Annotated in this window: 22 protein-coding genes; 2 read left to right on the top strand and 20 right to left on the bottom strand. The window is 59.9% G+C overall.

The genetic code is table 11. The features are described 5' to 3' along the window. Positions 1 to 10: 10 nt before the first annotated feature. From dnaA to QEH54_RS12650, 15 genes are all read right to left on the bottom strand, one after another. Positions 11 to 1402, bottom strand: coding sequence for a chromosomal replication initiator protein DnaA (dnaA, locus tag QEH54_RS12720; RefSeq protein ID WP_309019063.1), 1392 nt, complete (start codon positions 1400 to 1402; stop codon positions 11 to 13). Between the two features lie 499 nt (positions 1403 to 1901). Continuing rightward, positions 1902 to 2864: an HPr(Ser) kinase/phosphatase gene (gene hprK / locus QEH54_RS12715; RefSeq protein WP_309019062.1), complete on the bottom strand. Its 963-nt coding sequence runs from the start codon at positions 2862 to 2864 to the stop codon at positions 1902 to 1904. Between the two features lie 49 nt (positions 2865 to 2913). Further along, positions 2914 to 3699, bottom strand: a complete 786-nt coding sequence (gene lptB / locus QEH54_RS12710) for an LPS export ABC transporter ATP-binding protein (RefSeq protein WP_309019061.1) — start codon at positions 3697 to 3699, stop codon at positions 2914 to 2916. Continuing rightward, a complete protein-coding gene (locus QEH54_RS12705; RefSeq protein ID WP_309019060.1) occupies positions 3699 to 4382 on the bottom strand; it encodes an LptA/OstA family protein in 684 nt (227 codons plus the stop codon). The genes lptB and QEH54_RS12705 overlap by 1 nt, the downstream gene beginning before the upstream one ends. Further along, positions 4379 to 4819: a hypothetical protein gene (locus QEH54_RS12700; protein ID WP_309019059.1), complete on the bottom strand. Its 441-nt coding sequence runs from the start codon at positions 4817 to 4819 to the stop codon at positions 4379 to 4381. Before QEH54_RS12700 ends, QEH54_RS12705 begins: the two co-directional genes overlap by 4 nt. Beyond that, positions 4820 to 5329: an HAD hydrolase family protein gene (locus QEH54_RS12695; RefSeq protein ID WP_309019058.1), complete on the bottom strand. Its 510-nt coding sequence runs from the start codon at positions 5327 to 5329 to the stop codon at positions 4820 to 4822. A 214-nt stretch (positions 5330 to 5543) separates the two neighbouring features. Further along, a complete protein-coding gene (locus QEH54_RS12690; protein ID WP_309019057.1) occupies positions 5544 to 6674 on the bottom strand; it encodes a chemotaxis response regulator protein-glutamate methylesterase in 1131 nt (376 codons plus the stop codon). 8 nt (positions 6675 to 6682) lie between these two features. Further along, positions 6683 to 7543: a CheR family methyltransferase gene (locus QEH54_RS12685; protein ID WP_309019056.1), complete on the bottom strand. Its 861-nt coding sequence runs from the start codon at positions 7541 to 7543 to the stop codon at positions 6683 to 6685. Positions 7544 to 7646: 103 nt separating this feature from the next. Then, positions 7647 to 9890, bottom strand: coding sequence for a methyl-accepting chemotaxis protein (locus QEH54_RS12680; protein WP_309019055.1), 2244 nt, complete (start codon positions 9888 to 9890; stop codon positions 7647 to 7649). A 164-nt stretch (positions 9891 to 10054) separates the two neighbouring features. After that, positions 10055 to 12157, bottom strand: coding sequence for a methyl-accepting chemotaxis protein (locus QEH54_RS12675; protein WP_309019054.1), 2103 nt, complete (start codon positions 12155 to 12157; stop codon positions 10055 to 10057). 38 nt (positions 12158 to 12195) lie between these two features. Beyond that, entirely contained in the window at positions 12196 to 12699 is a 504-nt protein-coding gene (locus tag QEH54_RS12670) for a chemotaxis protein CheW (protein WP_309019053.1), read from the bottom strand. Positions 12700 to 12722: 23 nt separating this feature from the next. Further along, entirely contained in the window at positions 12723 to 14666 is a 1944-nt protein-coding gene (locus QEH54_RS12665) for a chemotaxis protein CheA (protein ID WP_309019052.1), read from the bottom strand. Positions 14667 to 14678: 12 nt separating this feature from the next. Next, complete coding sequence (locus QEH54_RS12660) at positions 14679 to 15044, bottom strand: response regulator (protein ID WP_309019051.1); 366 nt, start codon at positions 15042 to 15044, stop codon at positions 14679 to 14681. After that, the gene (locus tag QEH54_RS12655; RefSeq protein WP_309019050.1) at positions 15037 to 15354 is read right to left on the bottom strand and encodes an STAS domain-containing protein; all 318 of its coding nucleotides are present in this window, start codon (positions 15352 to 15354) and stop codon (positions 15037 to 15039) included. The genes QEH54_RS12660 and QEH54_RS12655 overlap by 8 nt, the downstream gene beginning before the upstream one ends. A gap of 28 nt (positions 15355 to 15382) precedes the next feature. After that, positions 15383 to 17230, bottom strand: coding sequence for a hypothetical protein (locus QEH54_RS12650; RefSeq protein ID WP_309019049.1), 1848 nt, complete (start codon positions 17228 to 17230; stop codon positions 15383 to 15385). A gap of 347 nt (positions 17231 to 17577) precedes the next feature. Here QEH54_RS12650 and QEH54_RS12645 point away from each other — a divergent pair, with 347 nt between their 5' ends. After that, on the top strand, positions 17578 to 18303 hold the full coding sequence (locus tag QEH54_RS12645; RefSeq protein ID WP_309019048.1) for a response regulator: 726 nt from the start codon (positions 17578 to 17580) through the stop codon (positions 18301 to 18303). 37 nt (positions 18304 to 18340) lie between these two features. Here QEH54_RS12645 and QEH54_RS12640 read toward each other — a convergent pair whose 3' ends face one another. The 4 genes from QEH54_RS12640 to rpiB form a co-directional block, all read right to left on the bottom strand. Next, complete coding sequence (locus tag QEH54_RS12640) at positions 18341 to 20404, bottom strand: thiamine pyrophosphate-dependent enzyme (protein WP_309019047.1); 2064 nt, start codon at positions 20402 to 20404, stop codon at positions 18341 to 18343. Positions 20405 to 20482: 78 nt separating this feature from the next. Further along, positions 20483 to 20965 (bottom strand): hypothetical protein, encoded by a 483-nt coding sequence (locus QEH54_RS12635; RefSeq protein ID WP_309019046.1) that lies wholly within the window; start codon positions 20963 to 20965, stop codon positions 20483 to 20485. 49 nt (positions 20966 to 21014) lie between these two features. Next, the gene (locus tag QEH54_RS12630) at positions 21015 to 21998 is read right to left on the bottom strand and encodes an aldo/keto reductase (RefSeq protein ID WP_309019045.1); all 984 of its coding nucleotides are present in this window, start codon (positions 21996 to 21998) and stop codon (positions 21015 to 21017) included. A 100-nt stretch (positions 21999 to 22098) separates the two neighbouring features. After that, positions 22099 to 22548 carry a ribose 5-phosphate isomerase B gene (gene rpiB / locus QEH54_RS12625; protein ID WP_309019044.1) on the bottom strand — a complete coding sequence of 150 codons (450 nt, stop codon included), beginning with the start codon at positions 22546 to 22548 and terminating at the stop codon, positions 22099 to 22101. A 168-nt stretch (positions 22549 to 22716) separates the two neighbouring features. On the opposite strand from rpiB, the gene QEH54_RS12620 reads away from it, so the two are divergent. After that, positions 22717 to 23952 carry a TonB family protein gene (locus QEH54_RS12620; RefSeq protein WP_309019043.1) on the top strand — a complete coding sequence of 412 codons (1236 nt, stop codon included), beginning with the start codon at positions 22717 to 22719 and terminating at the stop codon, positions 23950 to 23952. A 189-nt stretch (positions 23953 to 24141) separates the two neighbouring features. Here QEH54_RS12620 and QEH54_RS12615 read toward each other — a convergent pair whose 3' ends face one another. Continuing rightward, a complete protein-coding gene (locus QEH54_RS12615; protein ID WP_309019042.1) occupies positions 24142 to 24972 on the bottom strand; it encodes a helix-turn-helix domain-containing protein in 831 nt (276 codons plus the stop codon). Positions 24973 to 24994 lie beyond the last annotated feature (22 nt).

Here is a 24994-nt window from a genome sequence, read left to right as displayed (position 1 = left end):
GAATGGGAAACTACTTGGAAAGCTGGGTCTTCAGGTACTCCACGCTGTGGCGTACCGAGTCGTCCTGATCGACCAGGTTGTCGACCTGCTTGCAAGCGTGGATCACCGTGCCGTGGTCGCGACCGCCGAAGGCTTCGCCGATTTCCTGCAGGGAGTGCTTGGTGAGCTCGCGGCTGAGGTACATGGCGATCTGGCGCGGCACCGCGATGTGAGCCGGGCGGCGACGGGAAAGCATGTCGGAGTGGCGCAGCTCGAAGTATTCCGCCACCTTCTTCTGGATGGTGTCGATGTTCAGCTGCTGCTTTGCCGCTTCCATCAGCACGTCGCTGAGCAGGTGCTCGCAGGTGGCGATGTCCAGGGTCTTGTTGGTCAGAGAGGAGTAGCTGCACACCTTGATCAGGGCGCCTTCCAGGCGACGAATGTTCTTGGCGATGTGCTTGGCGATGAAGTGCAGCACTTCGTCGCTGATGTCGTAGTTGTGCTGCAGGGCCTTCTTGCGCAGGATGGCCACGCGCGTCTCGAAGTCGGGGGCTTGGATGTCGGTCACCAGTCCCCACTGGAAACGGGAGACCAGGCGGCTTTCCAGCTTGGCGATCTCGTTGGCCGGTCGGTCGCTGGAGAGGAAAATCTGCTTCTGAGACTCGAAGAGGTCGTTGAAGGTGTGGAAGAACTCTTCCTGGATGCGCTCCTTGCCGGAGAGGAACTGCACGTCGTCGATCAGCAGCACGTCCACATTGCGGTAGCGCTGGCGGAACTTGGTCAGCGTGTTCTCCTGGATGGCGGAGATGAACTCGTTGGTGAACTTTTCCGAGGAGAGATACACCACGCGGGCGTCCGGACGGTTTTGCAGGATATGGTGGCCGACCGCGTGCATCAGGTGAGTCTTGCCCAGTCCGGTTTCGCCGTAGAGGAAAAGAGGATTGTAAGCCCGAGCTGGAGCGTGGGCCACCGCGATGGAGGCGGCGTGGGCCAACTGGGAGTTCGAGCCGACCACGAAGTTCTCGAAGGTGTTGCGCGGGTTGAGATTGGCGTCGCCCGAATTCTTGGAGGAACGGCGGCTCTGCCCGCGGCTGGAAGACTGCTCGACGCGAGCCCGTGGAGTCTCTTCGACGGTCGTGGCGGGTTCCGGCTCTTCCTTGGCAGGCGTGTCGACGTTCTGAATGGAAACGGAAACGGGATGACCCAGAAAGCTTTGGAACGATTTCGCGATGATATCCAAATAGTTATCGCTGATCCAATACGCGGTGAAGGCGTTCTGCACCCCCAGCACCACTGATTCGCCTTCCGCGCTCAGGCATTCCAGATCGGAAAACCAGCTTTGGAAGATGTCGCTAGGCAAGGCTTGGCAGAGTTCGTCTTTTACTCTGTTCCAGAGAAGGGATTGCTCGGTGAGCTGTGGCATGGTTTAGGTTAGAGGAGTCCGGTTATTCACATGTTTGCTTTTCGTGAGCAACGGCTGGAGTGTCTAACGCTGAAAATGCTGATCTCGACCATCGGAGGAATGTTCAAATGGCAGGAGGAGAGGGGTGGAAAACGATCTGTTTCCTAAGTCGTTCTTTTTTATGGACTTATGATTTCTGCGTTCGTGCGGGATTAAGATCAGGAGCTTAGACGGGAGCGGTTGTTTTGAGAGAAGCGGTGTTTAAATTTTCGTGTCACAGTAACGTAAAGTGGCTGAGCTTTCTCAAGCCCTAGTTTTCGACAAGTTGTTAACACCCGGTTGAGGATAACTTTTTGTTGCTTTCTAAAATCGAGATCGCCTCCAGAAATCTCCCCGAGGGAAGAGGGATTTAGGCGATTTCGGCCTTCCGATTCGGGTGAAATCAAGCGCGATCGGGCGTGGGTAATGGCTCCGTTAGCAAAATTAATTTCGCTGCGCCCCGTTTGGCGGAACTGGGAGCCTAGCGTTGCTCTGCCATGAAGGCGATGAGGCGATCGTTGAATTCCTTGGCTGGGTCGTGTCCGAGCTTCTTAAGGGCTTGCACCATGGCGGCCACTTCCACCAGCCGAGCGATGTCTCGGCCGGGACGCACGTAGAGTTCGATGTGCGGCACGTCGATGCCGAGGATGCTGTAGTAGTTTTGTTCCAGACCGGTGCGGTCCTCTTCGGAAGAGGGTCCGGCTTCGATGAGCGAGACCACGAGATCCACCCGCTTATCCAGCCGCACGGAGCGCACGCCGAACATTTCGCCCACGTTGATGATGCCGATGCCGCGACATTCCATGTGTCCGCGGTTCAATTCCATGGCGGAGGCCACCAGCTCGCGCTCGTCCACCAGCTTGATGCGGGTCATGTCGTCAGCCACGATGGAGTGGCCGCGCTCGATGAGGGCTAGGGCGCATTCGCTTTTTCCCACCCCGCTGGAGCCGCGGATCATGGTGCCGATGCCTTTGATGTCCATCATGGTGCCGTGCTCGGTGGTCGACGGGGCGAACTCCTCGTCGATGGCCAAGGTGGCGGCGTTGATGAAATTCATGGTGATCATCGAGGTGCGCAGGATCGGCAGGCTGCGCTTTTCCGCCAGCTCGCGCATGGAGGGCAGCGGATTGTAGTTGCGAGCGATGATCAGGCAGGGGATGCCCTTGCTGATGAGGCCGTTGATGCGTTCCTTCTGCACCTCCGGATCGAGGCTGCGCAGGTAGGTCATTTCGGCGGCCCCGATGATCTGCAGGCGCTTGTTGGCGAAATACTTGTAGAAACCGGTCAGTGCGAGGGAAGGGCGGTTCACGCTACCCTCCTTGATAATGCGTCGCAGCCCGCGCTCGCCGGCGACGACCTCCAGTTTCAGCAGGTCCTTGTGGTTGTCGACGAACTTCTTAACCGAGATTCCGTCGATGCGTTTGATGGGCTTTTGCAGGGGCATGGGAGAGGAGATGAGCGGGAACAGGATCGGGTGGAGGCGAAGGGCGGCGCTACATGTTGAAGTTTTCGCCGAGGTAGATCTTGCGGCTCTGCGGGTCGTTGACGAGGAAATGTCGGTCGCCGCTGGCTAGGATCTCGCCCTTGTTCACGATGTAGGCCCGATCGGTGATGGAAAGGGTGTCCCGCACGTTGTGGTCGGTGATCAGAATGCCGATGCCGCGATCCTTCAGCCCGAGCACGATGCGTTGAACCTCCGCCACGTTGATGGGATCCACGCCGGCGAACGGCTCGTCCATGAGGAGGAAGTCTGGACGGGTCACCAGGCAGCGAGCGATTTCCAGGCGACGGCGTTCGCCGCCGCTGAGGGTGTAGGCTTTTTGCTTGGACAGCGAAAGCAGACCGAGATCGTTGAGCTGTCGCTCGATGACCTCCTTGCGCTCCTTGCGCGAGAAGGGGATGGTTTCCGCCACCGCCTGCACGTTTTGCCAGACGGTGAGTTTTTTGAAAACGCTCGGTTCCTGGGCCAAGTAGCCGATGCCCAGGCGGGCCCGACGGTGAATCTTGAGGAATGCGATGTCGCGCCCGTTGAGAAGCACGTGGCCTTTGGTCGCTTCGACCAGACCTGCTATCATATAGAAGGTCGTGGTCTTGCCGGCGCCGTTCGGGCCGAGCAGTCCCACCACTTCGCCAGTGCGGACTTCCAGATCGATGCCCTTGACCACGGACTTGCTGCCGTAGGTCTTGAACAGACCGCGGGCTTCGATGCGTTTTTCCTGAGCGGGACTGGCGGCGTCTTGGGCGGGAGTTTCGGCTGTCGAGGAGGCGTTTTCGGACATTATTCGGCTTCGGCGGTATCGGCTGCGGAGGCGTCGCCTTCGCTTTGCTGGCTTGGCGTTTCTTCCTCATCGACAGTTGTGCCGTCTGTCTGGCCCGGCTCAACACCGTTTTGCGTTTGCGGGGTGGGAACGGGATTTTTTTGTTCGAAGCCCAAGTCGCCGATAGCCGGACCGAGCAGTCGGATCTTGCGGTTCTTGGTGCCGTCGAAGGTGATGCGGCCATCGGCGCGGTTGAGCACGATCTCGTCGCTGGTGATGGTGCCGCCAGTTTGCTGCACGGTGGCGGGAGCTCCCGTGAGCACGATGCGCTCCTGGTTGGGCTGCACGATTGCCTTGTCGCAAGTGGCGGTGCGCTCCTCCTGCACGATGCGCACGTTGCCGGAGGCGATGATTTCTTGGATGGCTCCGAACTTGCCGATGTTTTCGGCTTTTTCCGCCTCTCGGATGGCGAAGACTTCGAGGCTGTCGCATTCCAGCAGCATGTTGGTGGCGGTGAGGATCACCGACTCGCTGAAGTGGAAGTAGGCCTTTTCGCCGTCGTTCTGCACGCGAAGGCGGACCGACTCGATCTCGGTCTGCACCTTGGGCTTGGCCGGCTTTTGCGGCGTGGAGAGCGTCTGAGCCTGCAAGGGACAGACGATGCAGGCCAGCAGGAGAAGGGCGGTGAGGGGTCGTGCGGTCATTTCAAAATATCTCCGATGCCTTCGTAGAGGCTAACTTTCACGTTTTGGTTGAGGGTGATTTCCCGGTTCTGTCCCTTCCAGATCCAGTCGGTGCCGCTGACCTCGAAGGCGTCGGTAGCGATGCGCAGCTCGCCCGGGCCGTAGGCGGTGGTGGAATCGAAATGGAAAATCGCCTCCGGGCTGGTGAGCACCGCGATGCGGCGGTCCTGCTCGTCGCCGGAGTATTGGCTCACCCGCATGTTCTCGATGCGGATCTGGGTCTCGCTCACGTAGACTCCCGTTTCGCCGCGCAGGTACCAGGTGCGGTAGCCGTCCTCGTTGAAGAGCGGCACCTTGAAGTTGTTGACCGGGGTGCCCGGCTTCATCTGAGCGAAGGCGTAGACTGCCAGCAGAGCGATCGCCGCGGCGAAGAGTCGTTTTTTCAGTATTCGAAACATTTATCGGTTCATGGCGTGGTAGATATGGTTGCAGACTTCGCGCACCGCTCCGTGTCCGCCCGGCCTGCTGGTGATGTAGTCGGCTGCGGCGAGCGCTTCCTGCTGAGCTTCCGGCACGGTGACGCCGATGCCCGCGTAGCGGATGGCGTCCACGTCGATGACGTCGTCCCCCATGTATACCGCCTGATGGGGCTCAAGTTGCAATTCTTCTAGCAAATCTTTGAGGCCGGTGAGCTTGTCGAGCTTGCCTTGCACCAGGTGAGGGATCTTCAGCTCCTTGGCTCGCACGGTGGTGGCGTCCGACATGCGTCCGGATATCCAGGCGAGGATAATGCCTGCTTGGCGCAGGCGAGCGAGACCGAGGCCGTCGACGATGGAAAAGCGCTTGGCTTCGCTGCCGTCTGAGGAAACGTAGATGGCTCCGTCGGTGAGGATCCCGTCGACATCCATGGCGAAGACTTTGATGGAGGCCCAGTCGAGGGGGGCATGGTGCGCGGGATTGCTAGGCATTTTGGAGATGGAATTCGGACTTTGCTACGGCTTCGGTTGATGTGAGATGGGTGCGAAGGCGGCCTTGGCAACGCAAAACGCTGCCACTGTGGACCTAAAGCATAGCAAAAGCCCCTCAGCGCCAAGAGCAAGGGTGGAGAAGCGGCGCTTTGCTCACCGGCTGCTGCTGGCCGGCTCGATCGCCGCGAAATCGGGCGCTGGCTCGATGGGGAGACTAGCGGGCGGACTGCGCCGTGCGAATGCCGCTCTTCTCGAGCAGGGCGCGAGCGATGTCCTCGAGAGGGCAGATCTTGTGAACCGCTCCCCGTTCGATGGCTTCTTTAGGCATGCCGAAAACGACGCAGCTTGCTTCGTCCTGAGCGATGTTGAAGGCGCCGGCCTGTTTCATCTCCAGCATGCCGTTCGCTCCGTCGTCGCCCATGCCGGTGAGGATGACGCCGATGGCGTTCGATCCGGCATGGCGAGCGGTGGAGCGAAAGAGCACGTCGACGGAGGGCCGGTGACGGCTGACCAGCGGCCCGTCTTTGATTTCGACGTAGTAGCGGGCTCCGCTTCGCTTGAGCAGGAGGTGTCGGTTGCCCGGGGCGATGAGAGCTTGTCCAGGGATGACGGAATCCCCATCGGCGGCTTCTTTGACCGTGATTTGGCAGGTCTGATCGAGGCGTTGGGCGAAGCTGGCGGTGAATTTTTCCGGCATGTGCTGCACGATGACTATGCCTGGGCAACGAACCGGCATGGCTTGCAGCAACGATCGCAGAGCTTCGGTGCCGCCGGTGGAGGCCCCGATCGCGACGATCTTGTCGGTGGTCTCGATCATAGGCCGGGAATTGGAAGGCGGAATGACGGCGTCCGCGGTGAGCTTGGGCTGAACGCTGGGCGCTTTGGCTCGGACCGGAGCCCGGTAGGCGGCTCCGGCTGCGGAGCGGACCGCGTCGCAGATGCGGATGGCGGACTCTTCGAGGAACTTCTTGGTGCCAACTTTGGGTTTGGCGATGATTTCCACGGCTCCTTTTTCGAGGGCGGCTAAGGCGGTCTGGGACCCCTCGGCGGTGAGGCTCGAGCAAATGACGACCGGGATGGGGTGTTGAGCCATGATGCGGTCGAGAAAGGTCAGGCCGTCCATGCGCGGCATTTCCACGTCGAGAGTGATGACGTCGGGCACCTCGCGCTTGATTCGCTCCACCGCCACGTAGGGATCGGAGGCCGTGCCCATAACTTCGATACGGTCGTCGGATTCCAGGAGGGCGGACATGGTCTGGCGGACGGAAGCGGAATCGTCGACCACCAGCACGCGGATCTTTCCGGCATGCTTGGGGGGGAAGGAGGGACGTCGAAAGGGCGGCATGGCAGAGATCAGTTCATGGGTTTGCGGTAGACGGCGGAATCCACGAGGCGAAGCGGGACCTGTAGACCGGTTAAGGATTCGGAGTGACCGACGAAGAGAAAGCCTCCTGGGGCGAGGTGGCGACAGAGCTTGTTGACCACCGCCTCTTGGGTCGGCTTGTCGAAATAGATCATGACGTTGCGAAAGAAGATCACGTCGTAAGTTTCTTCGATTGGATACTTTGTATCCATGAAGTTGAGACGGCTGAAGGTGACGCGATGACGCAGCGTGGGCGCGACACGGACCAGCCTAGTCGACGGATCCTTGCTGCGCAGCAGGTAGCGTTCGCGAAGGCGTTGGGAAATCGGAACGATGATGTCCTCGCTATAGATGGCGCGTTGGGCGGCCTGCAGCACCCTCGTGGAAATGTCGGTTCCTCGGATGGAGAAATCGAACTGCCCACGGCGCAGGCCGAACTGATCGAGAGTCATGGCTAGGGTATAGGCTTCCTCGCCGGTGGAGCAGCCCGCGCACCAGAGATTGAAGCGCCATAGCTCTTGGGGCGCCCGGTCCAATGCCGGCAGGGCGGATTGGGTGAGAAAATCGAAGTGGCAGGGCTCGCGGAAGAAGTCGGTCTTGTTGGTGGTGACGGAGTCGAAGAAGTGAGCGCGCTCGGTGGTCTCCCCGTTGGGGCCGAACAGCAGTTCTTGATAATCCTCGACGGATGATACGCCCAGGGCTTTCATGCGGCGCTGCAGGCGGCCCTGCAGCATCTGGATCTTCGCAGGCGGCATCTTGATGCCGAGTTCGTCGGTGATGAAAGCGGCGAATCTACGAAAGCTTTCTTCCGTGAGACGTGGCTGTTTGGGTGAGACGTCGATTGCATTCATAGGGCAGCATGCGGGCCAACGCAAATGGGTGGTCGATGGGGCGTATGGAGAAGCGGGCCCCCGCTGGCCGTTTCAAGGCGAGCGAGGGCTCGGGGCAGGCGAACTAGTTGTAGGGTTGGAAGTCGCGGTCGAGGTCGCTTCCCTTCTCGTCGAGTGAGAGGGTGGCGCCTTCTCTACGATCGCCATCAACCGTCCGGTTGGAAGCGGGTTCGGGACGAGGGCCTTTCGAAGAACTGGCCGCTCGTGCGGAACGCCCCGCCTTGCTTCCGGAGCGCGAGGGCAGGGAGTCGGCGGCGCTGTCCACTTTGAAGAAGCTGATGGCGGCTTGCAGTTGCTGAGCTTGAGTCGAGAGTTCTTCGGCGGTGGAGGCCATTTCCTCGGAGGCCGAGGAGTTCTGCTGGGTGACTTGATCGAGTTGTTGAATCGCCTTGTTGACCTGGGCAGCGCCGGCGCTCTGCTCCGAGCTGGCAGCATTGATTTCCTGGACCAATTCGGCGGTGCGGCGAATGTCCGGCACCAGCAGCTTGATCATTTCTCCCGCTTGCTCGGCGGTACCGACGCCGTCGCAAGTGATCTTGCCGATTTCCGCGGCGGCGGTTTGGCTGCGTTCGGCAAGCTTGCGTACTTCGCTGGCAACGACGGCGAAACCTTTTCCGTGCTCGCCGGCCCGAGCCGCTTCGACGGCGGCGTTGAGAGCGAGCAAGTCCGTCTTGCGGGCGATTTCCCCGATGATGCTGATCTTGTCGGAGATCTCGCGCATGGCGGCCACGGTCTTGGAAACGGACTCGCCGCTACGTTGAGCGTCTTCGGCGGCTTTCGAAGCGATCTTGTCGGTCTGGCTGGCGTTGTCGGCGTTTTGCTGGATGCCGGCCGACATCTGCTCCATGGACGAAGTCGTTTCCTCGCAGGACGCGGCCTGTTCGGCGGCTCCTTGGGAAAGCTGCTGAGCGGAGGCGCTCATTTCCTCGCTGCTGGAGGCGACGTTGCTCGAAGCCAGGGTGGCTTCGGAAACGATGGAGCGAAGGTTTTTGACCATGTTCTGCAAGGCGTTTCCGAGCACGTCCTTTTCCGATTGCGGCTTCGCTTTGACGGTGAGATCTCCCTTGGAAATCTGGTCTGCGATATCGGCGGTGCGGCGAAGGTTCTTCAGCATGGCGGCCAGGGCCTGGCCCAGGGAGTCCTTGTCGGATAGGAGCTTCGCGTCCTTGGAGAGATCGCCCATGGCGATGGTTTCCGCGATGTCCGCGGTGGAGCGCAGGTTGAGCACCATCTTATTGAGCGAGCCCGCCAATTGCCCCACTTCGTCGGCTTGATCGATGTCGAGCTGAGCGCTGAGGTCGCCGATGGCGATGGAGTCGGCCAGTCCTACCGCCTTGCGAAGAGGACCGGTGATGCCGCGGGTAAGAAAGAACGCGAGAACGGCTCCAACGGCGAGGGCGAGAAGGCCGCCGCCGACCATCACCCGACTCGAGTTGGCCATGCCGGCCAGCATTTCCGACTTCTGGTCGGCACGGAACAGTTCCGCCTGCTGGTTGAACTCTCTGGCGCTGGCGACCATGTCTTCCTGCAGCACCGCTTTGCGCTCGGAGAGGGCGACCCAGTCGTCGAAGCCCTTGTCGTAGTTGGCAGCCGATCGACGTACTGAATCGACGAGGCGCTTGTTGCGCTGATCGTCGAACTTGGCGGAGAGCTCCACGCACAAGGCGTCGACCTCGGAAATGGCGCTTTCAACGGCATCGAGGTAGGCTTTGTCTTGGCGAAGCATGAAATTCTTCTCGTCGACGCGAATGTCTTGAGCGTATTTGATCAGGCGGTTGGCGGCGTCCGCCTTCCATAGTTTGTCATCGAGCTCGGCCGCGCCGGCGCCCGCGTCGCGCAAGGTTTCGTATTCTCCCTTCTGGTCGGCTCGCAGGGTTTCAGCCTGTTCCTCGAAGGCCCGGGCGTCGCTGAGCATGGCTTCCTCCAGCAGGGCTTGACGCCGGGTAAGCTCCACGAACTCCTCGAACTCGCGCTCGTATTCGGCGACGGTGTTTTTGGCCTGGGCCAGGGTTTGACGATCCGCCTCGTCCACTTGCGCGCTGGTCTCGTCGATCTGAAGTTTGATTTTGGATACGATTTCCTTGAAGGAGGTGTGGAAGGCCTTGTCGCCGCGAAGCATGAAGTTCTTTTCTTCGGTACGGGCGTCGAGCGCGTAGCGGATAAGGCGGTTTCCGTCGTCGGCGGTGTCGACGATCGTACCGATAGTGTCGATACCAGTGAGACCGACCAGACTTACGATGGCGGTGAGGAGAAGGACAGCGCCGAAGCCGCCCATGATTTTAGAGCCAATTTTTAGTTTCTTGAACATACGTCGTTGGGTGTTGTGTCGATCGAGCGACGCTTGGTGAGACGTCCGGTCTGCCGGCCCTGTGGGATACGATTTCGAGGGCGGAGGCGGAAAGGGGGGAGAGGCGAGGCGTCTCAGCGTGCCGTTGAGACGCCTCGCTTGCGTGTGATTGTGTATTTGATATTCTAGTACGACTTGAAGTCGCTATCGAGCGCGTCCAGGTCGAGGCCGCGATCAGAGAGCGTCAAGGTAGCCCCGTTTTTGGAGCTGGAGCCTTTCGCAGCGGACGAGCAGACCTTTTCCTGATGAGTCGGGGGAGTGGCCCGTTTCGCCTTGGAATGGGTGGTGGTCTTGCGACGGCTGGCGGGGGCGTTTGACCGCCCCTTGGCGGCGGCGGCTTCCACGGTGAAGAAGCTGATGGCGTTTTGCAGCTGCTCGGCCTGGGTCGAGAGTTCCTCGGCGGTGGACGCCATTTCCTCGGAGGCGGAGGAGTTTTGCTGGGTGACTTGGTCGAGCTGCTGGATGGCCTTGTTGACCTGAGCGGCTCCGGCGCTCTGTTCGGCGCTGGAGGCGTTGATCTCCTGTACCAGTTCCGCGGTACGACGAATGTCGGGCACCAGCTTGTTGAGCATTTCGCCCGCTTGCTCGGCCACGCCCACACCGTCGGAGGTGATCTTGCCGATTTCCGCTGCGGCGGTCTGGCTGCGTTCCGCGAGCTTGCGTACTTCGCTGGCCACTACAGCGAAGCCTTTCCCGTGTTCGCCGGCGCGGGCGGCTTCCACCGCCGCGTTGAGGGCGAGCAGGTCGGTCTTGCGCGAAATCTCTTCGATGATGCTGATCTTTTCGGCGACTTCGCGCATGGCCCGCACGGTGTCGGCTACGGACCTGCCGCTGCGCTCCGCGTCTTCGGCTGCTTTGGAGGCAATCCGATCCGTCTGGCTGGCGTTGTCCGCGTTTTGCTGGATGCCGGCGGACATCTGCTCCATGGAGGACGTGGTTTCCTCGCAGGACGCAGCCTGCTCGGCGGCTCCTTGAGAAAGCTGTTGGGCGGAGGAGCTCATCTCCTCGCTGCCCGAAGCGACGTTGTCAGCGGCGTTGGTAACTTCGCCCACTACATTGCGTAAGGCGATGACCATGCTGTTGAGACTGGTGACCATTTTGCCGATTTCGTCGTTGGAGTCGACGGTGACGGATTGGGTAAGGTCGCCATCGGCCACTTTGGTTACTAGGTCCATCGCCTTGCTTAGAGGGCGTGTGACCATGCGAGTGATGAGCACGGCGACGAAGATCCCGATGCCAATGGAGACAACCACTCCGATGGTGGAAAAATTGGAGGTAGCGACCAATTGATCGTTGGCGGCGCGAGAGGTTTTGGCGACGCCGGTTTCAGCCGCGATGGATTGACCGCGAGCGAACTCCTGAAAAGCGTTGCTGGAATCGTTGCATTTGGCGATGGCGGTAGCGAGGTTTCGCATGCTTTCCGCTTGTTGCTCGAGGGCTCGCCGGTATTCGTCGAATTGGTCGCGTATGAGTTCGAGTTGCGTCTGATGGGCGGCGACGTGAAGGAGCGGCCGCAGCTGCGAGACGGTCTGCTCGATCGCATCGAAGCTGTTGATGCTGCGCTCGATGATGGATGCGTCGTTTTGCGATTGAGCGCGCAAATTCTCCAGTCTGGCGGTCTGGAAATGGGAGCGTATCTGGTTTATCAGTACAATCTTTGCTTGGAGATCAGCGAGTGCGCTGCTGTTGGCGTCTCTAGCAATTTCCGTCTCCAGTGCTTCGTACTGGTCGCTAAGCAGCGATTCGATGGCGTCGTTGGCGATGGTGGCTGAGTCGAGAGTGAGCTGGTTGAAGCCTTTGAGCTTGTCGCTGGCGGTCCTGATGCCATTGAGCGCTTCTTCGAAGTCTTCCAGCAAGCCGGGAGCGGTCTTGATCTTATCCCTGAGCACGACGAGCTGATCCGAGTTGTTGGCCAGGTCTCGGAGTTGAACGAGCAGCGTTTGCATTTCCTCAAGCGAGGCCTCCGCTTGCCTGAGACGTTCCGGGTCGCCTGATAGGCCATAGAGACTGGAATAAAGGTTCGCGTTGCCGGTGGCGTCACGAAGCTTGGCGGAATACTCGAGCTCGGGCACGTATTCGTTTGCCATGTATCCGGCTTCGCGAGCGTTCGAGCGCATGTTGAGAATGGAATAGCCGCCAGTGGCCATGAATATGAGCATGACGCTGGCGAATCCGTAGCCGATCTTCTTGCCGATCGGCATGTCGTTGATGATCTTCTTAATGTTCATCTGGGTTTGGGGAGTGGATTGTTTGCTGAAAGGTGGGTTTAGTTGGAGGTAGCGATTTCCGCTTCCTTGGCCGCTTTGGAGATGATGGCTTCGTCGCTGGAGAAGACGGCGTCGATATCGAGCATGATGACGAACTGGTCGTTGCGTTTGCCCATGCCGTGGATGAACTCGCTTTTCCAGCGCATGGCTATGGTAGGCGGCGGATCGATTTGGCTCTGGTCGAGCTCGATGACTTCGTGCACGCTGTCGGCGATGCCTCCGATCACGCAGGCTTCCCCGTCGATGGTGATTTCCAGCACAAGGATTCTGCTGTTGACGGTTTCCTTGGCCTCGGGCAGTCCGAACTTCAGGCGTAGGTCCGCCACAGGAATGGCGGAGCCGCGCACGTTGACCACGCCTTTCATGTACTTTGGCGCAGTGGGGACTTTGGTGATCTGAGTGAGGTCGAGCACTTCGCGGACTTGCGATACGTTGATGGCGAAGGATTCATCTCCTAGCTTGAAGGTGATGAACTGATTGGAATTTTGCGGTTCTGTTGTCATGGTTTGAGCGAACGAAAGCGTTTCTAATGATTTTGTATATATATTTGTGATACGGATCTGTCGTGTTGCACAAGGCTGGGGAGGTCCAGGATGAGGGCGACTCGGCCGTCTCCCATGATGGTCGCTCCGGAGACGACCTCGATGGTTTCGTAGACTTTTCCGAGCGATTGGATCACGGTTTGGTGGCTGCCGAGAACGCGATCCACCACGAAGCCGAGGCGGTTGCCGTCGAAGCGAGTGATGACCACCTTCTCCGCGTCCGGGCCTTGGCTCGGCTCCTCGAACAGGTCGCGAAGTCGGATGTAGGGAACCAGTTCCCCTCTAACGTTGACCAGGTTGCGGCCGTTTTTGGCGCAGCGTTCCTCGCGGGTGATTTCTACGTTTTCGGTGACTGCCGACATCGGCAGGATGAAGCGATCGCCGGCGACCTCTACTAGCATACCATCGATGATGGCCAGGGTGAGCGGGAGCGTGAGATCGATGCGCGTGCCCTGTCCCCAGGAACTGAATACCTTTAGCGAACCGCCGAGGGCTTCGATCTGTCGTTTAACGACATCCATGCCGACGCCGCGTCCGGAGACGTTGGTGACGTTTTCGGCGGTAGAGAATCCAGCGCGAAAGATCAGCTGGTGGATCTCGTTGTCGCTGAGGCGCGCGTCGGGATCGACGAGCTTTTTTTCGATGGCCTTTTGGCGAATCTTCTCCTCGTTGAGCCCTCGGCCGTCGTCTTCGATGGAAACGATGACGTGGGTGCCTTCGTGTCTAGCGGAGAGCTTGATTGCTCCCGCTTTAGGCTTCCCGCGAGCGGCGCGTTCGGAAGGCGATTCGATGCCATGGTCGATGCTGTTGCGGATCAGATGGACCAGAGGATCGCCGAGCTGGTCGATGACGGTTTTGTCCAGTTCTGTGTCTTCGCCCTCGGTGTTGAGAACGGTTTCCTTGCCCAGCTCCATGGAAAGGTCGTGCACCAGCCTGCGGAAGCGGTTGAAGGTGGAGCCAATAGGGGTCATGCGGATGCCCAGAACGCTGTCGCGCAGCTCGGACGCGAGCCGTTCGATCTCCTCGACTGGCGCGTTCAATTCCGAGGAGTCGAACTTGCTGGCGACCTGGGTGAGTCGGGATTGATTCATCACCAGCTCGCCTACGAGGCTGACCAATTGATCGAGCTTTTCGGAGGCGACGCGAGCGGTGCCTTGGGCGATCGGATTCTTGCGTTGCAGCAGGTCCTGGCAGGTATTTGGCGCCGGTTTGGGCCTGGAGACCGGAGTCGAGTCGATGGTCTCGATCGCGAGCTGGCAGTCGTCTTCGACGAAGATGAACACGTCTCGAATGGCCCGCTCGTCGCACTCGCCGCGCAGCAGGATTTCCCAGCTGAGATGGCAGGAGTCTGGCGCCAGCTGATCGATCGGCGGGATGCGCGATGTATCCACGGAAACGGTACAATCGCCCAGTTCTCGGAGCTCGTCGAGAAGGGAGGCGGGATCGAGACCGGCGCTTCCGATATCGATTGGCGGAGTGAAAGCGATGCGGTATCGCGTGTTGGCCGTATCCTTGTCAGGCGGGCTCGCTTTTGCGGATTTATCCTGGGGGGCGCCCGATGGTTTAGAAGGTGAAAGGGAAGCGAGCTGCGTGGCGATTTCGATCTGCTGCTCCGATTTTTCGCCTGCTAGCAGGCGCTTGATTTCGTCGATGGAGGAGAGAATGAGCGGGACGAGCTCAGCAGGGGGGAGTTCGCCGCTATCGCGGACGCTCTCAAGCGAGGTCTCGATATGGTGAGTGAAGGCCGCGACTTCCTCGAAGCCGAACATGGACCCGGAGCCTTTCAGGGTGTGGAAGGAGCGGAACAGCAAGTCGAGCGCTTCGCGATCGGCCGGTTGATTCTTCAAGTCTAGGGCGCTCTGCTCGATCAGGGTGAGCAGGTCCTCGGCTTCCAGTAGGAAGGTCTGAGTGGGATCGTAGGAACTCATGGTCTTGACCTTCTAGCGTAGTACTTTTTTGACTACGCCAAGAAGCTGGTCGCTAGTGAAAGGTTTGACGATCCAGCCCGTCGCTCCGGCGCTTTTCCCAGCCATCTTCTTTTCCTGCTGGGATTCGGTGGTGAGCATGACGATGGGTACGTATTTGTATGCGGGCAGGGCGCGCAGCCGCTTGATGAGGGAGATGCCATCCATGCGCGGCATGTTCAGGTCGGTGATGACCATTTGGGCTTGGCTTCGTTGAAGCACGTCCAGGGCTTCCTGCCCGTCTGCGGCCTCGAGCACCTTGTGCCCGGCTTGCATGAGAGCCAAGCTGACCATCTGTCGAATGCTTGGCGAGTCGTCGACTGTGATTATAGTTCTACTCATGATGGGAAAGGGGGGCGGTTTCAAATTCGCTCGAGTCGAATCCGACGCGATGGAAGGCGTGACGGACGGCTTCGGTTGGCGCGAGAAAGCTCAGCTGCTTCCCGCGATTGCGCGCGAACGAACGCGCCGCTAACAGGATTTGAACGCCGAAGGTATCGATGGACTCCACCTTGGATAGGTCGATAGCAGGCGTATCCGAGGAACGGATATATTCGAGAATCTCTTGGGCGATGGATGATGACGCTTCGATGTCTAGGGCTCTCTCGGCGGTGTAGCGGTCGTCTGCTTTGGATTGGTTTGCTATTGGCATGGCAATGGGTTGTTTGGTGATGGACTCCTTAGAAGAGGGTAACGTTTTCGGTCTGGGGAACTTCGCAGCGCGTCGCGAGTGGCTCTGGCGCTGGTTTCTTTGTAGATCGCTGCGGGGCGCTGGCTTGAAGAAACTGCTGGTGAATGGCTCGCTCGGTATCGGTGGTGTAGCGCGAGCTGGTCGCTTCCGAGACCTTCAGGGGTTCGGACCGCCGTTGCCTGTGGCGGTCGGCGATACCTTGCAATCGATCTCGAACGGACTGGAGCAATTGTTTCTGGGCCCTCTCTCGGTTTGGGTCGATGGAGAGTCTTTCCGCGTTGAAACGGCACTGCTCGAGCAGGCGGCCCAGTTGACTCAATCCGTTTTCCGCAGAGGTCTGGCGTTCGACGAGTTTGCTTTCGAGTTCTCGTCCACGCGTATTCAAGTTTTGGGTTCGCTCGATCGCGTGATTTTGCGTTTCCGAGCAGTTTTTGATCGCTTCCTCGAGGCGAGCGACGAGTTGCTCGAGCTCGATGCCGATGGCTTTGGTCGACTTGCTGGTGTTGTCGGAGAGTTCGCACGTGCGCCCGGAGAGGACTTCGAGACCGGTGCCGGCTCCCATCTGAGCAGCTTGGATCTGGGCGTTCAGGGCGATCATTTTTATTCCGGTCGCCAGCTCGGTGAGGGAGGTGGTGATATTGGAGGCGGTGCCATCGAGCGAATCCAACGCCGCCTGCGTTTGCTGGGCTCCATCGCGGGCGATCTCGGTGAGCTCACGCGCTTCGGCGAGGGTCTTGAGCAAGGTGTCGTAGATGCAGGTCGTACGTTGCAGGCTTTGCTCGATGCCCCCCTCGGGCAGACACTCCTGATCGATGTGGACCAGGGTTTGATCCACTCGGCGCAGCCCTCCACCGATTTGGGAGCTGGCCTGTGACAGGTCTGAAAGGATGGAGGAAACCTGTTGCGTCTCGAGTCGGCAAAGTTGGCCGATCTGGCTCTTGTACGATGGGCTGCCGCCCGTTTTCTGCAAGGTTTGCAGCATGTCCCCGATCGCGTGCTCGACGTGTTCGGAGCGCTGACGCATGGCGTCCTGGTACTGTATGCCGGTCATGATGGCGTCGTTGCAGCCGCTGATCGTTGTGGCCGCCTCGGCCAGCTTGCGGTTCGATTCGGTCTGTTGGCTCAGGTTGCGCTCGATCTCGGAAAGCGCCTGTTCGAGGTCTCGCTTTGCGGTTTGGGAGCGTTCTTCCAAGCGTACGCAGTAGTCGACCAGGTAGTCGTGAGTGCGAGTGATCCTGCTTTGCGTTTCGCGCAAGGTTTGGAATTCGACTTCCAGGGTACGCCGCATCTCGGAGTACATGTGGGCGATTTCCTTGGTCAGCGATTCGAAGGCGGCTTGCATTTCGAGGGGAAGCGCCGCGGCCTCGATACGGAACAGTCTCTCGATGATTTGCAATGGGGTGAGGGTGCGAGACAATTGGTTTTCGCTCAGCTGAACGCTTTCGAACTGATCCCGGTAGCGCTCGAAATGGTGGACCAAGTCCCGGCTCTGCTCGACGCATTCGGAAAGAAAGTCGATGGAGCCGCGTACCAGCTCCACGACTTCGCGAAACAGCTCCGTCTGGCTGGACTCGTCGTTCTCCGAGTCGGTGATTCGTCTTCCTTGCTGCAGCATTTCAGAGGTCAGCAACGCCTGTTTCTTGAAGTGCTCGCCGATGGTGGTGAAATGGTCTTGGACGAGGTCGGCGGCCTTGCGTAGATCACGCGCGATCATCGACAATTCGTGGGCGAGGCCCGCGTCGTCGCCTTGACCGTTCGCCGAGCGAAAGGGCGACCATCGCCTTTGGCGTACGCGATGTAGGGAGTTTACGAATACAGTTTTGAGTGTGGGATTCATGAAGCTGGATAAACAGAAAAAGGCGCAGAGATTCGATAGGCATGCGAGCATGCTAGAGAATCACTGCGCCTTAGCTTGTAGGCCCGTTTGTCCTACTCGAAAAAGCAGTCCTTCACCGTTATGGAGGACGAAGCCATTTTTCGGTATTGAATCAGTTCAACTTGAGCGCTTTTCCGCAAATAGCGGGCTCTTCCCCTCGAATTGAGGATCATGGGCGGAACGGGTAGGGAAATTGAATCAGTTCAGGCGAAGAGGAGCATTCCTCAGAGCAATCAACTCGCTTAGCGACAAAAGGCTAAATCGATTTTTCGGTTGAAAGCGATCGGGTTTGGCACGTGCTTGTAGGAATGTCGGAAACGCGGGCGAGCATACTACTAGCGGACGACGAGCGGGATCTACGGCTTCGGGTTGCCAGCGAGCTGAGGAGTCGGCAGATCAGCTGCCGGGCGGTTGACGACGCTTCCGCGGCAAAATCGCTGCTGGAGGAGGCTCCGTTCGATCTGATGATCGCGGACGAGCAGCTGGCCGGAGCGCATGGACTCGATCTGGTGCGCTGGGTGGGTTCCTACGTCGAAGGGCTCCCCATCATTCTAGTGTCGGCGAATCCGGATCTGCAGACAGCCAGGAAGGCCATCCAGCTTCCCGTGGTCGCTTATCTGGAAAAACCCTTAGGGATGGAGGAGCTGGTTAAGGAAATCGAACGCGAGCTGGACCGTCAGGCGATATTCCGGCGATTGTTGGAGATTCGCGAGGCGGTGGTTGAGAGCCTCTCTCGGATCAAGGATGACGGGGAGGAGTTGAAGCGGCTGCCAAGCGAGCATCAAGCGAAGGTGAGCTCGCTTCTAGCATCGGTCGAAGCGCTGACCGAGCAAATGAACGAGATCGAATCGTTGGGAAATGCGGACCTCCGCGTGCTGGCCTTAGCGAAGCGGAGGGAGCTGGAAAAAGCTCTGCTAGCGGCGGTGGAGGCTTTGAATGCGACTCGGAGGCAGTTCCGCTCCAAGGAGCTGGCTAGGCTTCGGCGATATCTCGAGTCGGTGCTGGAGGACGCGAAACGTGTGCAAACTCCCTAGCGTCGCTTCGGTTGGTGTCGATTCACGCGCTTCAGCCTTAGACGCCTTCGATCCAGTCGATCAATTGGTTGAGGATGGATTCCTTGCTAGGGCGGTAGTCCGCTTCGAGTTCGGGGGCGAAGGGGACGGGCATGTCTTTCGAAGCGATGCGAAGCGGCGGGGCTTCCATGTTGAAGAAATGTTTCTCGGTTAGGCGGGCTACCAGTTCGGCTGCGAAGCCCACGTTGCGGCGGGATTCGGTGATGACGACGAGACGCCCGGTTCGGGCCAGCGAGGTCTCGATCGTGTCGAGCTTGAGCGGCGAGAGGCAACGCAGGTCGAAGAGGTCGCAGGACACGTCGTATTCCTTTTCCAAATACTCGCAGGCTTCGTTGGCGTGCAGCGTCATCTCCCCGTAGGTCACCACGGTGGCGTAGTCGCCGGAGCGGCGCAGGGCAGGCTGCCAGACGGACTTGTAGTTGGGATCGAAGGACACCGGCGCCTTAAGCAGGCGGTAGAGCTTCTTGTGTTCGAAAAGGCAGACTGGATTGTCGTCCTCGTAGGCGGCAAGCACTGCGTTGTAGGCGTCTTGCGGTGTGCTTGGGTAGAGGAACTTGAGTCCGGGAATGTGGGTGTAGAGCGCTTCCAGGTCCTGACTGTGGAAGGAGCCAAACGTGAGGCCGCCGCCGCAGGGGAAACGGAAGATCAAAGGGACCTTGGCTCCGGAGCGGAAATGGTAGGTGCCGGCGTTGAGGCAAATCTGGGTGGTGGCGTCGGTGGCGAAGTCGGCGAACTGGAACTCCACTATGGGACGGTGTCCGTTGATGGCCATGCCGGTAGCGTAGCCCACCATGGCGGATTCGCAGATCGGCGTATTCAAAACGCGGCTACGGCCGTATTTCTCCAAGAGATCCTCGGTGACCTTGAAGGGGCCGCCGTAGTCGGCGATGTCCTGACCCATGACCAGCGACTCGGGAGAGTCGGCGAGCACCTTGTCGAGAGCCGCGTTGATGGCTTGGGCGAAGGTCAGGGAGCTCGTTTCCGAGGCATCGGGAGCCTCTGACCAATCGACAGGAGTAGTGGTGGGGGAAAAGACGTCGTCGATCAGGCCGCTGGGGTCGCAGGGAGGGTTTTTGAAGGCGGCGGAGACGGTTTCGTTGACGAATGCCTTGAGGGTGGCGTCTTCCTGGTCGAGGCGATCTCCGTAGCCTTTTTCCACCAGGCGAGTCCGGAAGTTTGGCAGCGCGTCCTCGTGTATCCATTTTTCGGTTTGGGCGGGGTCGATGTAGTCGCAGGTGTCGTAGCCAGCGTGTCCGCGCAGGCGCAGGCTGTGCATCTCGATCAGCATGGGGCGACCGGATTGGCGCGTTTCACGGATGGCGTCGGCGAAGATCGTCATGTTCTCTTCCACCTTGGCCACGTCGAGAGCGATGCCTTTGATGCCGTAGCCCTTGGCCCGGTCGACCAGTTCGCCGGCGTACTGCTCGTGCAGCGGGGTGGAGTAGGCGTACTTGTTGTTTTCCACCACGAAAATGACTGGGATGTTGAGCACCGCGGCGAGGTTGAGGGATTCGTGGATCTCGCCGGTGGAGGAGCCGCCGTCGCCAAAGAAGGTCACGCCGATGGCGTCGAGGCCCTTGCGGCGTTGGGAGTCGGTGCCGCCGAGCACGTTGGAGGACATTTTCCCAAGATGGGAGATCATGGGGTAGGAGCGATTGGCGGGGTCGCCGTGGTGGGCGTTGCCTTCGCGTCCGAGGGTGGGCGAGCCGGCGTTTCCGAGGTACTGGGAAATGTGGTCGCCGAGGTGGTCCGACCAGATCAGGTGGCCGGGCAGTCCGCGGTGGGTCCAGGAGACGCAGTCGATTTCCTTGTCCAGCATGAGGGCCATGGGGGCGACGAGGCCTTCGTTTCCGTCGGAGCAGGTGACGGTGCCCTTCATGCGGCCTTGGCGGAAGAGCTCCAGGATGCGCATGTCGGCGAAGCGGGAATAGGCCATCCAGCGGTAGGTCAGCAGAAGCTGCTCGTCAGTAGGGGCGGCGCCGGCGTCCATGCGGATGTCGCGTTCCGAGAGAATCTCGGGCGTTTCGGGATAGTCGACGTGGGAGTAGGTCTGGGTGGACATGGAAATCTGGATGGGTTGGACCTAGGATCTGGGCGCTAGGCGGAAAGCGGGTGACGGCTGACTGGGGCGCGGCGGCGCTCAATCGACGGAAGTGAAAGGGAGCTCGGTGGCGTCGGCAAGGGCATCTTTGAGTTCGGCTCGGTCTTCGATGAACGTGACCTCCGGGTTGGACTCCCATTTCCAGGTCTTGCCCAGCACGAAATGCTGCAGATCGCGCTCTGGGCCCGGCAGGCGCAAGGTGGCGCTCACTTCCGATATCATGCTGATGCTCGGTCCATTTGGTGCGGTGAGCTGCCAGAGGATCAGGTTCTCGTGCTCGAGCTGGTAGGCTTCGAGGGGCTGCAGGGACCAGCCGCCGGAGGGAGTGGTGAGCGAAAGAGTGATGGTCTGGTAGATGGCGTCGTCCTGGTCTGTTTCGGCTTCGGCGCCTGAGTCGGGAGCGGTCTCGGCGGAGTCGCCCGATGGGGCGAGGGCGTTGGGCTTTGGGCTGGGCGGCACGTAGCAGCCGTTGAGGAAAAGAAAGACGGAAAAAGCAAGAATGCCGAAGGAGAAGCTGCGCATGTGGCTAACGGTTGACGCGACAGCGCTCGTCCGGAGGCCGGGCGCCACCTTAGGCGTCGATTTCGCGGAAGCGGGAGATGGCGATTTCGATTTCATCCATGATCTCTTCATTGAGCGTATCGAGGATGTCCAAGGCTTTGAGGTTTTGTTCCAGTTGTTCTGGCTTCGACGCCCCTAGAATGACCGAGCTGACGTTTGGGTTCTTCAAAACCCATGCGATGGCCAACTGCGGCAGGGTGGCCCCGAGCTTGTCGGCGATGGTGGCGAGCGACGTGAGGATTTCGATGCCGCCTTGGGCTTGCAGGCGGGCCAGCTTCTCCGCCATCCAGTCGAACTGGGTGTGAGCGAGGCGGCTGCCCTCGGGAATGCCGTCGTTGTACTTGCCGGTGAGCAAGCCGGCAGCGAGCGGGGAAAAGGTGGTGGTTCCGAGGCCGATCTGCGAGTAGAGGCGTTCGTACTCCACTTCGAAGCGCTGGCGCTTGAGCATGTTGTACTCCGGCTGCTCCATGGTGGGCGGCGTCAGGTTGTACTGGCGAGCGATGGCGTAGGCCTCCATGATCTCTTGCGAGGACCACTCCGAGGTGCCCCAGTAGAGGACTTTGCCCTGCTGGATCAGAATGTCCATGGCTCGCACCGTCTCCTCGATGGGCGTGTTGGGATCGGGGCGATGGCAGTAGTACAGGTCGAGGTAGTCGACGCGCAGGCGACGCAAGGCGGCGTGGCAGGCTTCGATGACGTGCTTCTTGCAGAGGCCGGTCTGGTTGGGCTTTTCGCCGCCCCAGAAGACCTTTGAGGAAACCAGGTAGGTGTCGCGGCTCCAGCCGAACTTTGCCAATGCCGACCCCATGACCTCTTCCGACTGGCCGTCGGCGTAGCCTTCCGCGTTGTCGAAGAAGTTGATGCCTGCGTCGTAGGCGAGCTGCATGCAGGTCTCGGCGGTGCGGTTGGCCACGTGGTCGCCGAAGGTGACCCATGACCCGAAGGAGAGGGCGCTGACTTGGAGACCGGATTTGCCTAGGCGACGATACTGCATGGGGGAGATGAAGACGGAAAAAGGATGATGGAAGAGGTGAATCGAGGAAGCGGGTGGCTCGGATGGAGCGACGCGACTTCGTTTTTTCCTATTCGCCGTTCTACTTCAACCCTGGATTGTCGATCTTGTCGATGCGGGGCTGATGGCGGCCGCCTTCGAATTCGGTGGCCAGCCAGGTATCCACGATGCTCAAGGCCTGCTGCTCGGTCACGGTGCGCTCGCCGATGGAGAGCACGTTTCCATCGTTGTGGGAGCGATTCCAGATCGCGATCTGATCGTTCCAGCAGAGGCCGCAACGGATGCCTGGAACGCGGTTGGCCACGATGGCCTCTCCATTGCCGGATCCGCCCAGCACGATGCCGCGGTCGTATTCGCCGGCGGCGACCGCTTCCGCCACGGGACGGATGAAGTCGGGATAGTCGCAAGAGGCGTCGGAGTGGGTGCCGTAGTCCTTGACCTGGTAGCCTTGGCCCTCGAGGTGGGCGATGATGGCTTGCTTGTACTTGAAGCCCGCGTGGTCCGAACCGATCGCAATGGTGAGTTTACTCATGGTGGGCGGTGTCTAGGCGGCCGGAGGCTCGGATTCAAATCTAAAAAGGCGTCAACGCGCGGGGGATCGAAGCGGCGGGGGCGGGCCGAGCAGCGATGCTCGCTTGGGACTTGCGAAGCGGGGCGGCTGGCATATGGTTTGCAGGTGATCCAACGCCTTGTAGTTCCCATGGGAAGATTCGCTGCCAGCCGAGTCGTAGAGAGAGGGAAACGCAGTGTCCTTTGCGGGCTGCTTTCCGCGCTTGGCTGTTCTTTCGCCATGGGCCAGGCCAAGGTCACCATCGACTACGAGACGGAGCGGCTGCCGGTGGTGGCGATGGACGGCTCCTATCCCATGGTGGAGGTGCAGGGAAAGCTCATACCGGTCTTCGAGGGGCAGGTCTCGGTGGTGCCGGCCAATCGCTACACCGACGGGGCGGTCGATGTGCTCAAGATCGATGCCATGATGGGGCAGGACTACGGCTCGAGCTACGGCGGTCATTTCTTTCGCTTCGACGCTACGGTGCGAGCGGAGAGGGATTTCGAAAACTGCTTCATTCTCTTCGTCATCGCTCCCGAAACGGGGGCGGCGACATATGTGATGCGGGAGATCGCTGACATCAACGCGGTCGGAAACGAGCGCATCCTGGTCACCATGCCGGTCAATCCCGGTTTTGGCGGGGGCCGTTTCAGCTACAAGCTGTTTTCCGGCGGAGAGGAAATCGAGGTGCGCGATCCAAATGGGATCATGTCGATTCGCGACGAATCGCAGGACAGCTTCGTGGATGGGGAATCCGGCGAGCCGGAGACGGACTACGAGCCGATCGCCTCCAGTCGCGAGAACCGCTCCTCCGCGGTAGGAGCTCCGCCAAAGGTGGAAAAGGCTCGATTGCTCGATTTCCCCAAATCCCTGCTGGGAGTGGTGGCGGGCGGATACGCAGTAGCCACCTTCTCCATCGACGAGAAGGGCGAGGTGATCGAGATCCTCAGCATATCTGGCGACCGGGCGGAGTTCATTCCGGAGGTTTGGAAAACGGTGACGCAAAGCCGCTACCGCCCGGGCATCTATCAAGGCAAGGCCCTGGTGACGACGGTGAGGCAAACCTACTTCTTCAACGAGTTCGCTCCGTTTTCGGAGGAGATGGTTTCCGTTCCGTATCCAAATCTGCGCGACAGGGCGCCTCGCGTCATCTACTCTCCCCTCCCTGAAATCGCTCTTTCCAAGGCTCGCACCGTGGAGCTGGAGATAACGGTCAATCGCTTGGGACGTGTGGAGAACCCCATGGTGGTTGACGACTCCGGCAGAGCGGAGGTGGGAGCCGCCGCGCTGCAGGCGATCAAGCAGTGGATTTTCGAGCCAGCAATCGTGGATGGCTTTCCCGTGGAGCAGCGTTTTCGCTACCAGCTCAAGCTCGCCCCGCAGTAGGCGATTTCGAGCGACCCCTGGCCGTGAAGCGACAGGTTGGCTGGGGCTCGGCTTCCGAGCTTGCCGGTTCGACGGATGGGTAGAAAAAGAAAGCCGCTTGTGGCAAGCGGCTTTCGTATACGAAAAGTGGTGACGGTTCTAAGTGTGCGGGGGGCGGAGGCGGAGCAGGCCCTGTTTGGGAAATCCGAGCTAGATCTTGCTCTTGTCGATTGTGGAGTAGCCCGGTCCGGTCTTGTTGGTTCCGTAGGCGGTTCCGTTGATTTCCACGTTGAGATTCGCGCCTTCGTTGTACTCGATGCGGACCGAATCGCGGATTTCGATGGGTTCCTCTTGACCTGCGAACATGGGGTGGTTGTCGAGAAGCACGCGACCGGTGCTGCGCTCCGTCACCGTCACCCGCACGTCGCCGGTGGCGATCAGGGTGATGGATTTGGTTTCCGCGGGCTGGGCGGAAGGGGTGGCGGTTTGGCTCTGAGTGGGAACCATCTGATTGGACGGCGTGGTCGCGGCGCCCTCGTCGGCTCCGCCACTGGTCAAGGCGCGGAATAGCCAGACCAGCACGATGACCAAGAGCAGGGCGGCAGCGGCGATGATGCCGATCTTGATGGCGACCTCCTTTTCGATGTTGTCGAAGAAGGACGTCAGCTTGCTCTCCTTCTCGCCGCGGGGCTCTTCCTTGGGCTCCTCGGCTGGGGTTGCGCCTTGCGGCTCCTCGGAGACCAGCGGCTGCTGCAGCTCCATGCGTCCGAAGAACTCCCGATGCTCGCGCTTGGCCGCTTTGGCCTCGCCGATCAGGCTGGCGTTGTAGTCGGTGATGACCTTCTCGCTGTTGACCTTGAGAAAATTGCAGTAGGAACGCAGAAATCCACGCACGTAGATCTCGGGCACGTTGATGGTGAAATTGTTGTTCTCGAAGCTGTTGAGGTAGTCGCCACGAATCTTGGTAGCCTCCGCGGCTTCTCGGATGGTGACGCCTTTGCGCTTCCGCGCCTCTTCAAGTCTTTCGCCAATACTCTGCATATCCTGTTAGTTAGATGGGAAA

The sequence above is a fragment of the Pelagicoccus sp. SDUM812003 genome (genome assembly GCF_031127815.1).
In the GTDB taxonomy this organism is placed as follows: domain Bacteria; phylum Verrucomicrobiota; class Verrucomicrobiia; order Opitutales; family Opitutaceae; genus Pelagicoccus.
This window is presented reverse-complemented; position numbering and strand designations above follow the sequence as displayed.

Excerpts from the sequence above, each read along its gene's own strand:
- QEH54_RS12640 (WP_309019047.1), bottom strand. The coding sequence starts at position 20,404 with ATGTCCACCCAGACCTACTCCCACGTCGACTATCCCGAAACGCCCGAG.
- QEH54_RS12675 (WP_309019054.1), bottom strand. The coding sequence starts at position 12,157 with ATGAACATTAAGAAGATCATCAACGACATGCCGATCGGCAAGAAGATC.
- QEH54_RS12645 (WP_309019048.1), top strand. The coding sequence starts at position 17,578 with ATGTCGGAAACGCGGGCGAGCATACTACTAGCGGACGACGAGCGGGAT.
- QEH54_RS12690 (WP_309019057.1), bottom strand. The coding sequence starts at position 6,674 with ATGCCGCCCTTTCGACGTCCCTCCTTCCCCCCCAAGCATGCCGGAAAG.
- QEH54_RS12700 (WP_309019059.1), bottom strand. The coding sequence starts at position 4,819 with ATGTTTCGAATACTGAAAAAACGACTCTTCGCCGCGGCGATCGCTCTG.
- QEH54_RS12680 (WP_309019055.1), bottom strand. The coding sequence starts at position 9,890 with ATGTTCAAGAAACTAAAAATTGGCTCTAAAATCATGGGCGGCTTCGGC.
- QEH54_RS12685 (WP_309019056.1), bottom strand. The coding sequence starts at position 7,543 with ATGAATGCAATCGACGTCTCACCCAAACAGCCACGTCTCACGGAAGAA.
- lptB (WP_309019061.1), bottom strand. The coding sequence starts at position 3,699 with ATGTCCGAAAACGCCTCCTCGACAGCCGAAACTCCCGCCCAAGACGCC.
- dnaA (WP_309019063.1), bottom strand. The coding sequence starts at position 1,402 with ATGCCACAGCTCACCGAGCAATCCCTTCTCTGGAACAGAGTAAAAGAC.
- hprK (WP_309019062.1), bottom strand. The coding sequence starts at position 2,864 with ATGCCCCTGCAAAAGCCCATCAAACGCATCGACGGAATCTCGGTTAAG.
- QEH54_RS12635 (WP_309019046.1), bottom strand. The coding sequence starts at position 20,965 with ATGCGCAGCTTCTCCTTCGGCATTCTTGCTTTTTCCGTCTTTCTTTTC.
- QEH54_RS12695 (WP_309019058.1), bottom strand. The coding sequence starts at position 5,329 with ATGCCTAGCAATCCCGCGCACCATGCCCCCCTCGACTGGGCCTCCATC.
- rpiB (WP_309019044.1), bottom strand. The coding sequence starts at position 22,548 with ATGAGTAAACTCACCATTGCGATCGGTTCGGACCACGCGGGCTTCAAG.
- QEH54_RS12705 (WP_309019060.1), bottom strand. The coding sequence starts at position 4,382 with ATGACCGCACGACCCCTCACCGCCCTTCTCCTGCTGGCCTGCATCGTC.
- QEH54_RS12665 (WP_309019052.1), bottom strand. The coding sequence starts at position 14,666 with ATGAGTTCCTACGATCCCACTCAGACCTTCCTACTGGAAGCCGAGGAC.
- QEH54_RS12650 (WP_309019049.1), bottom strand. The coding sequence starts at position 17,230 with ATGAATCCCACACTCAAAACTGTATTCGTAAACTCCCTACATCGCGTA.
- QEH54_RS12630 (WP_309019045.1), bottom strand. The coding sequence starts at position 21,998 with ATGCAGTATCGTCGCCTAGGCAAATCCGGTCTCCAAGTCAGCGCCCTC.
- QEH54_RS12655 (WP_309019050.1), bottom strand. The coding sequence starts at position 15,354 with ATGCCAATAGCAAACCAATCCAAAGCAGACGACCGCTACACCGCCGAG.
- QEH54_RS12660 (WP_309019051.1), bottom strand. The coding sequence starts at position 15,044 with ATGAGTAGAACTATAATCACAGTCGACGACTCGCCAAGCATTCGACAG.
- QEH54_RS12670 (WP_309019053.1), bottom strand. The coding sequence starts at position 12,699 with ATGACAACAGAACCGCAAAATTCCAATCAGTTCATCACCTTCAAGCTA.
- QEH54_RS12615 (WP_309019042.1), bottom strand. The coding sequence starts at position 24,972 with ATGCAGAGTATTGGCGAAAGACTTGAAGAGGCGCGGAAGCGCAAAGGC.
- QEH54_RS12620 (WP_309019043.1), top strand. The coding sequence starts at position 22,717 with ATGGGAAGATTCGCTGCCAGCCGAGTCGTAGAGAGAGGGAAACGCAGT.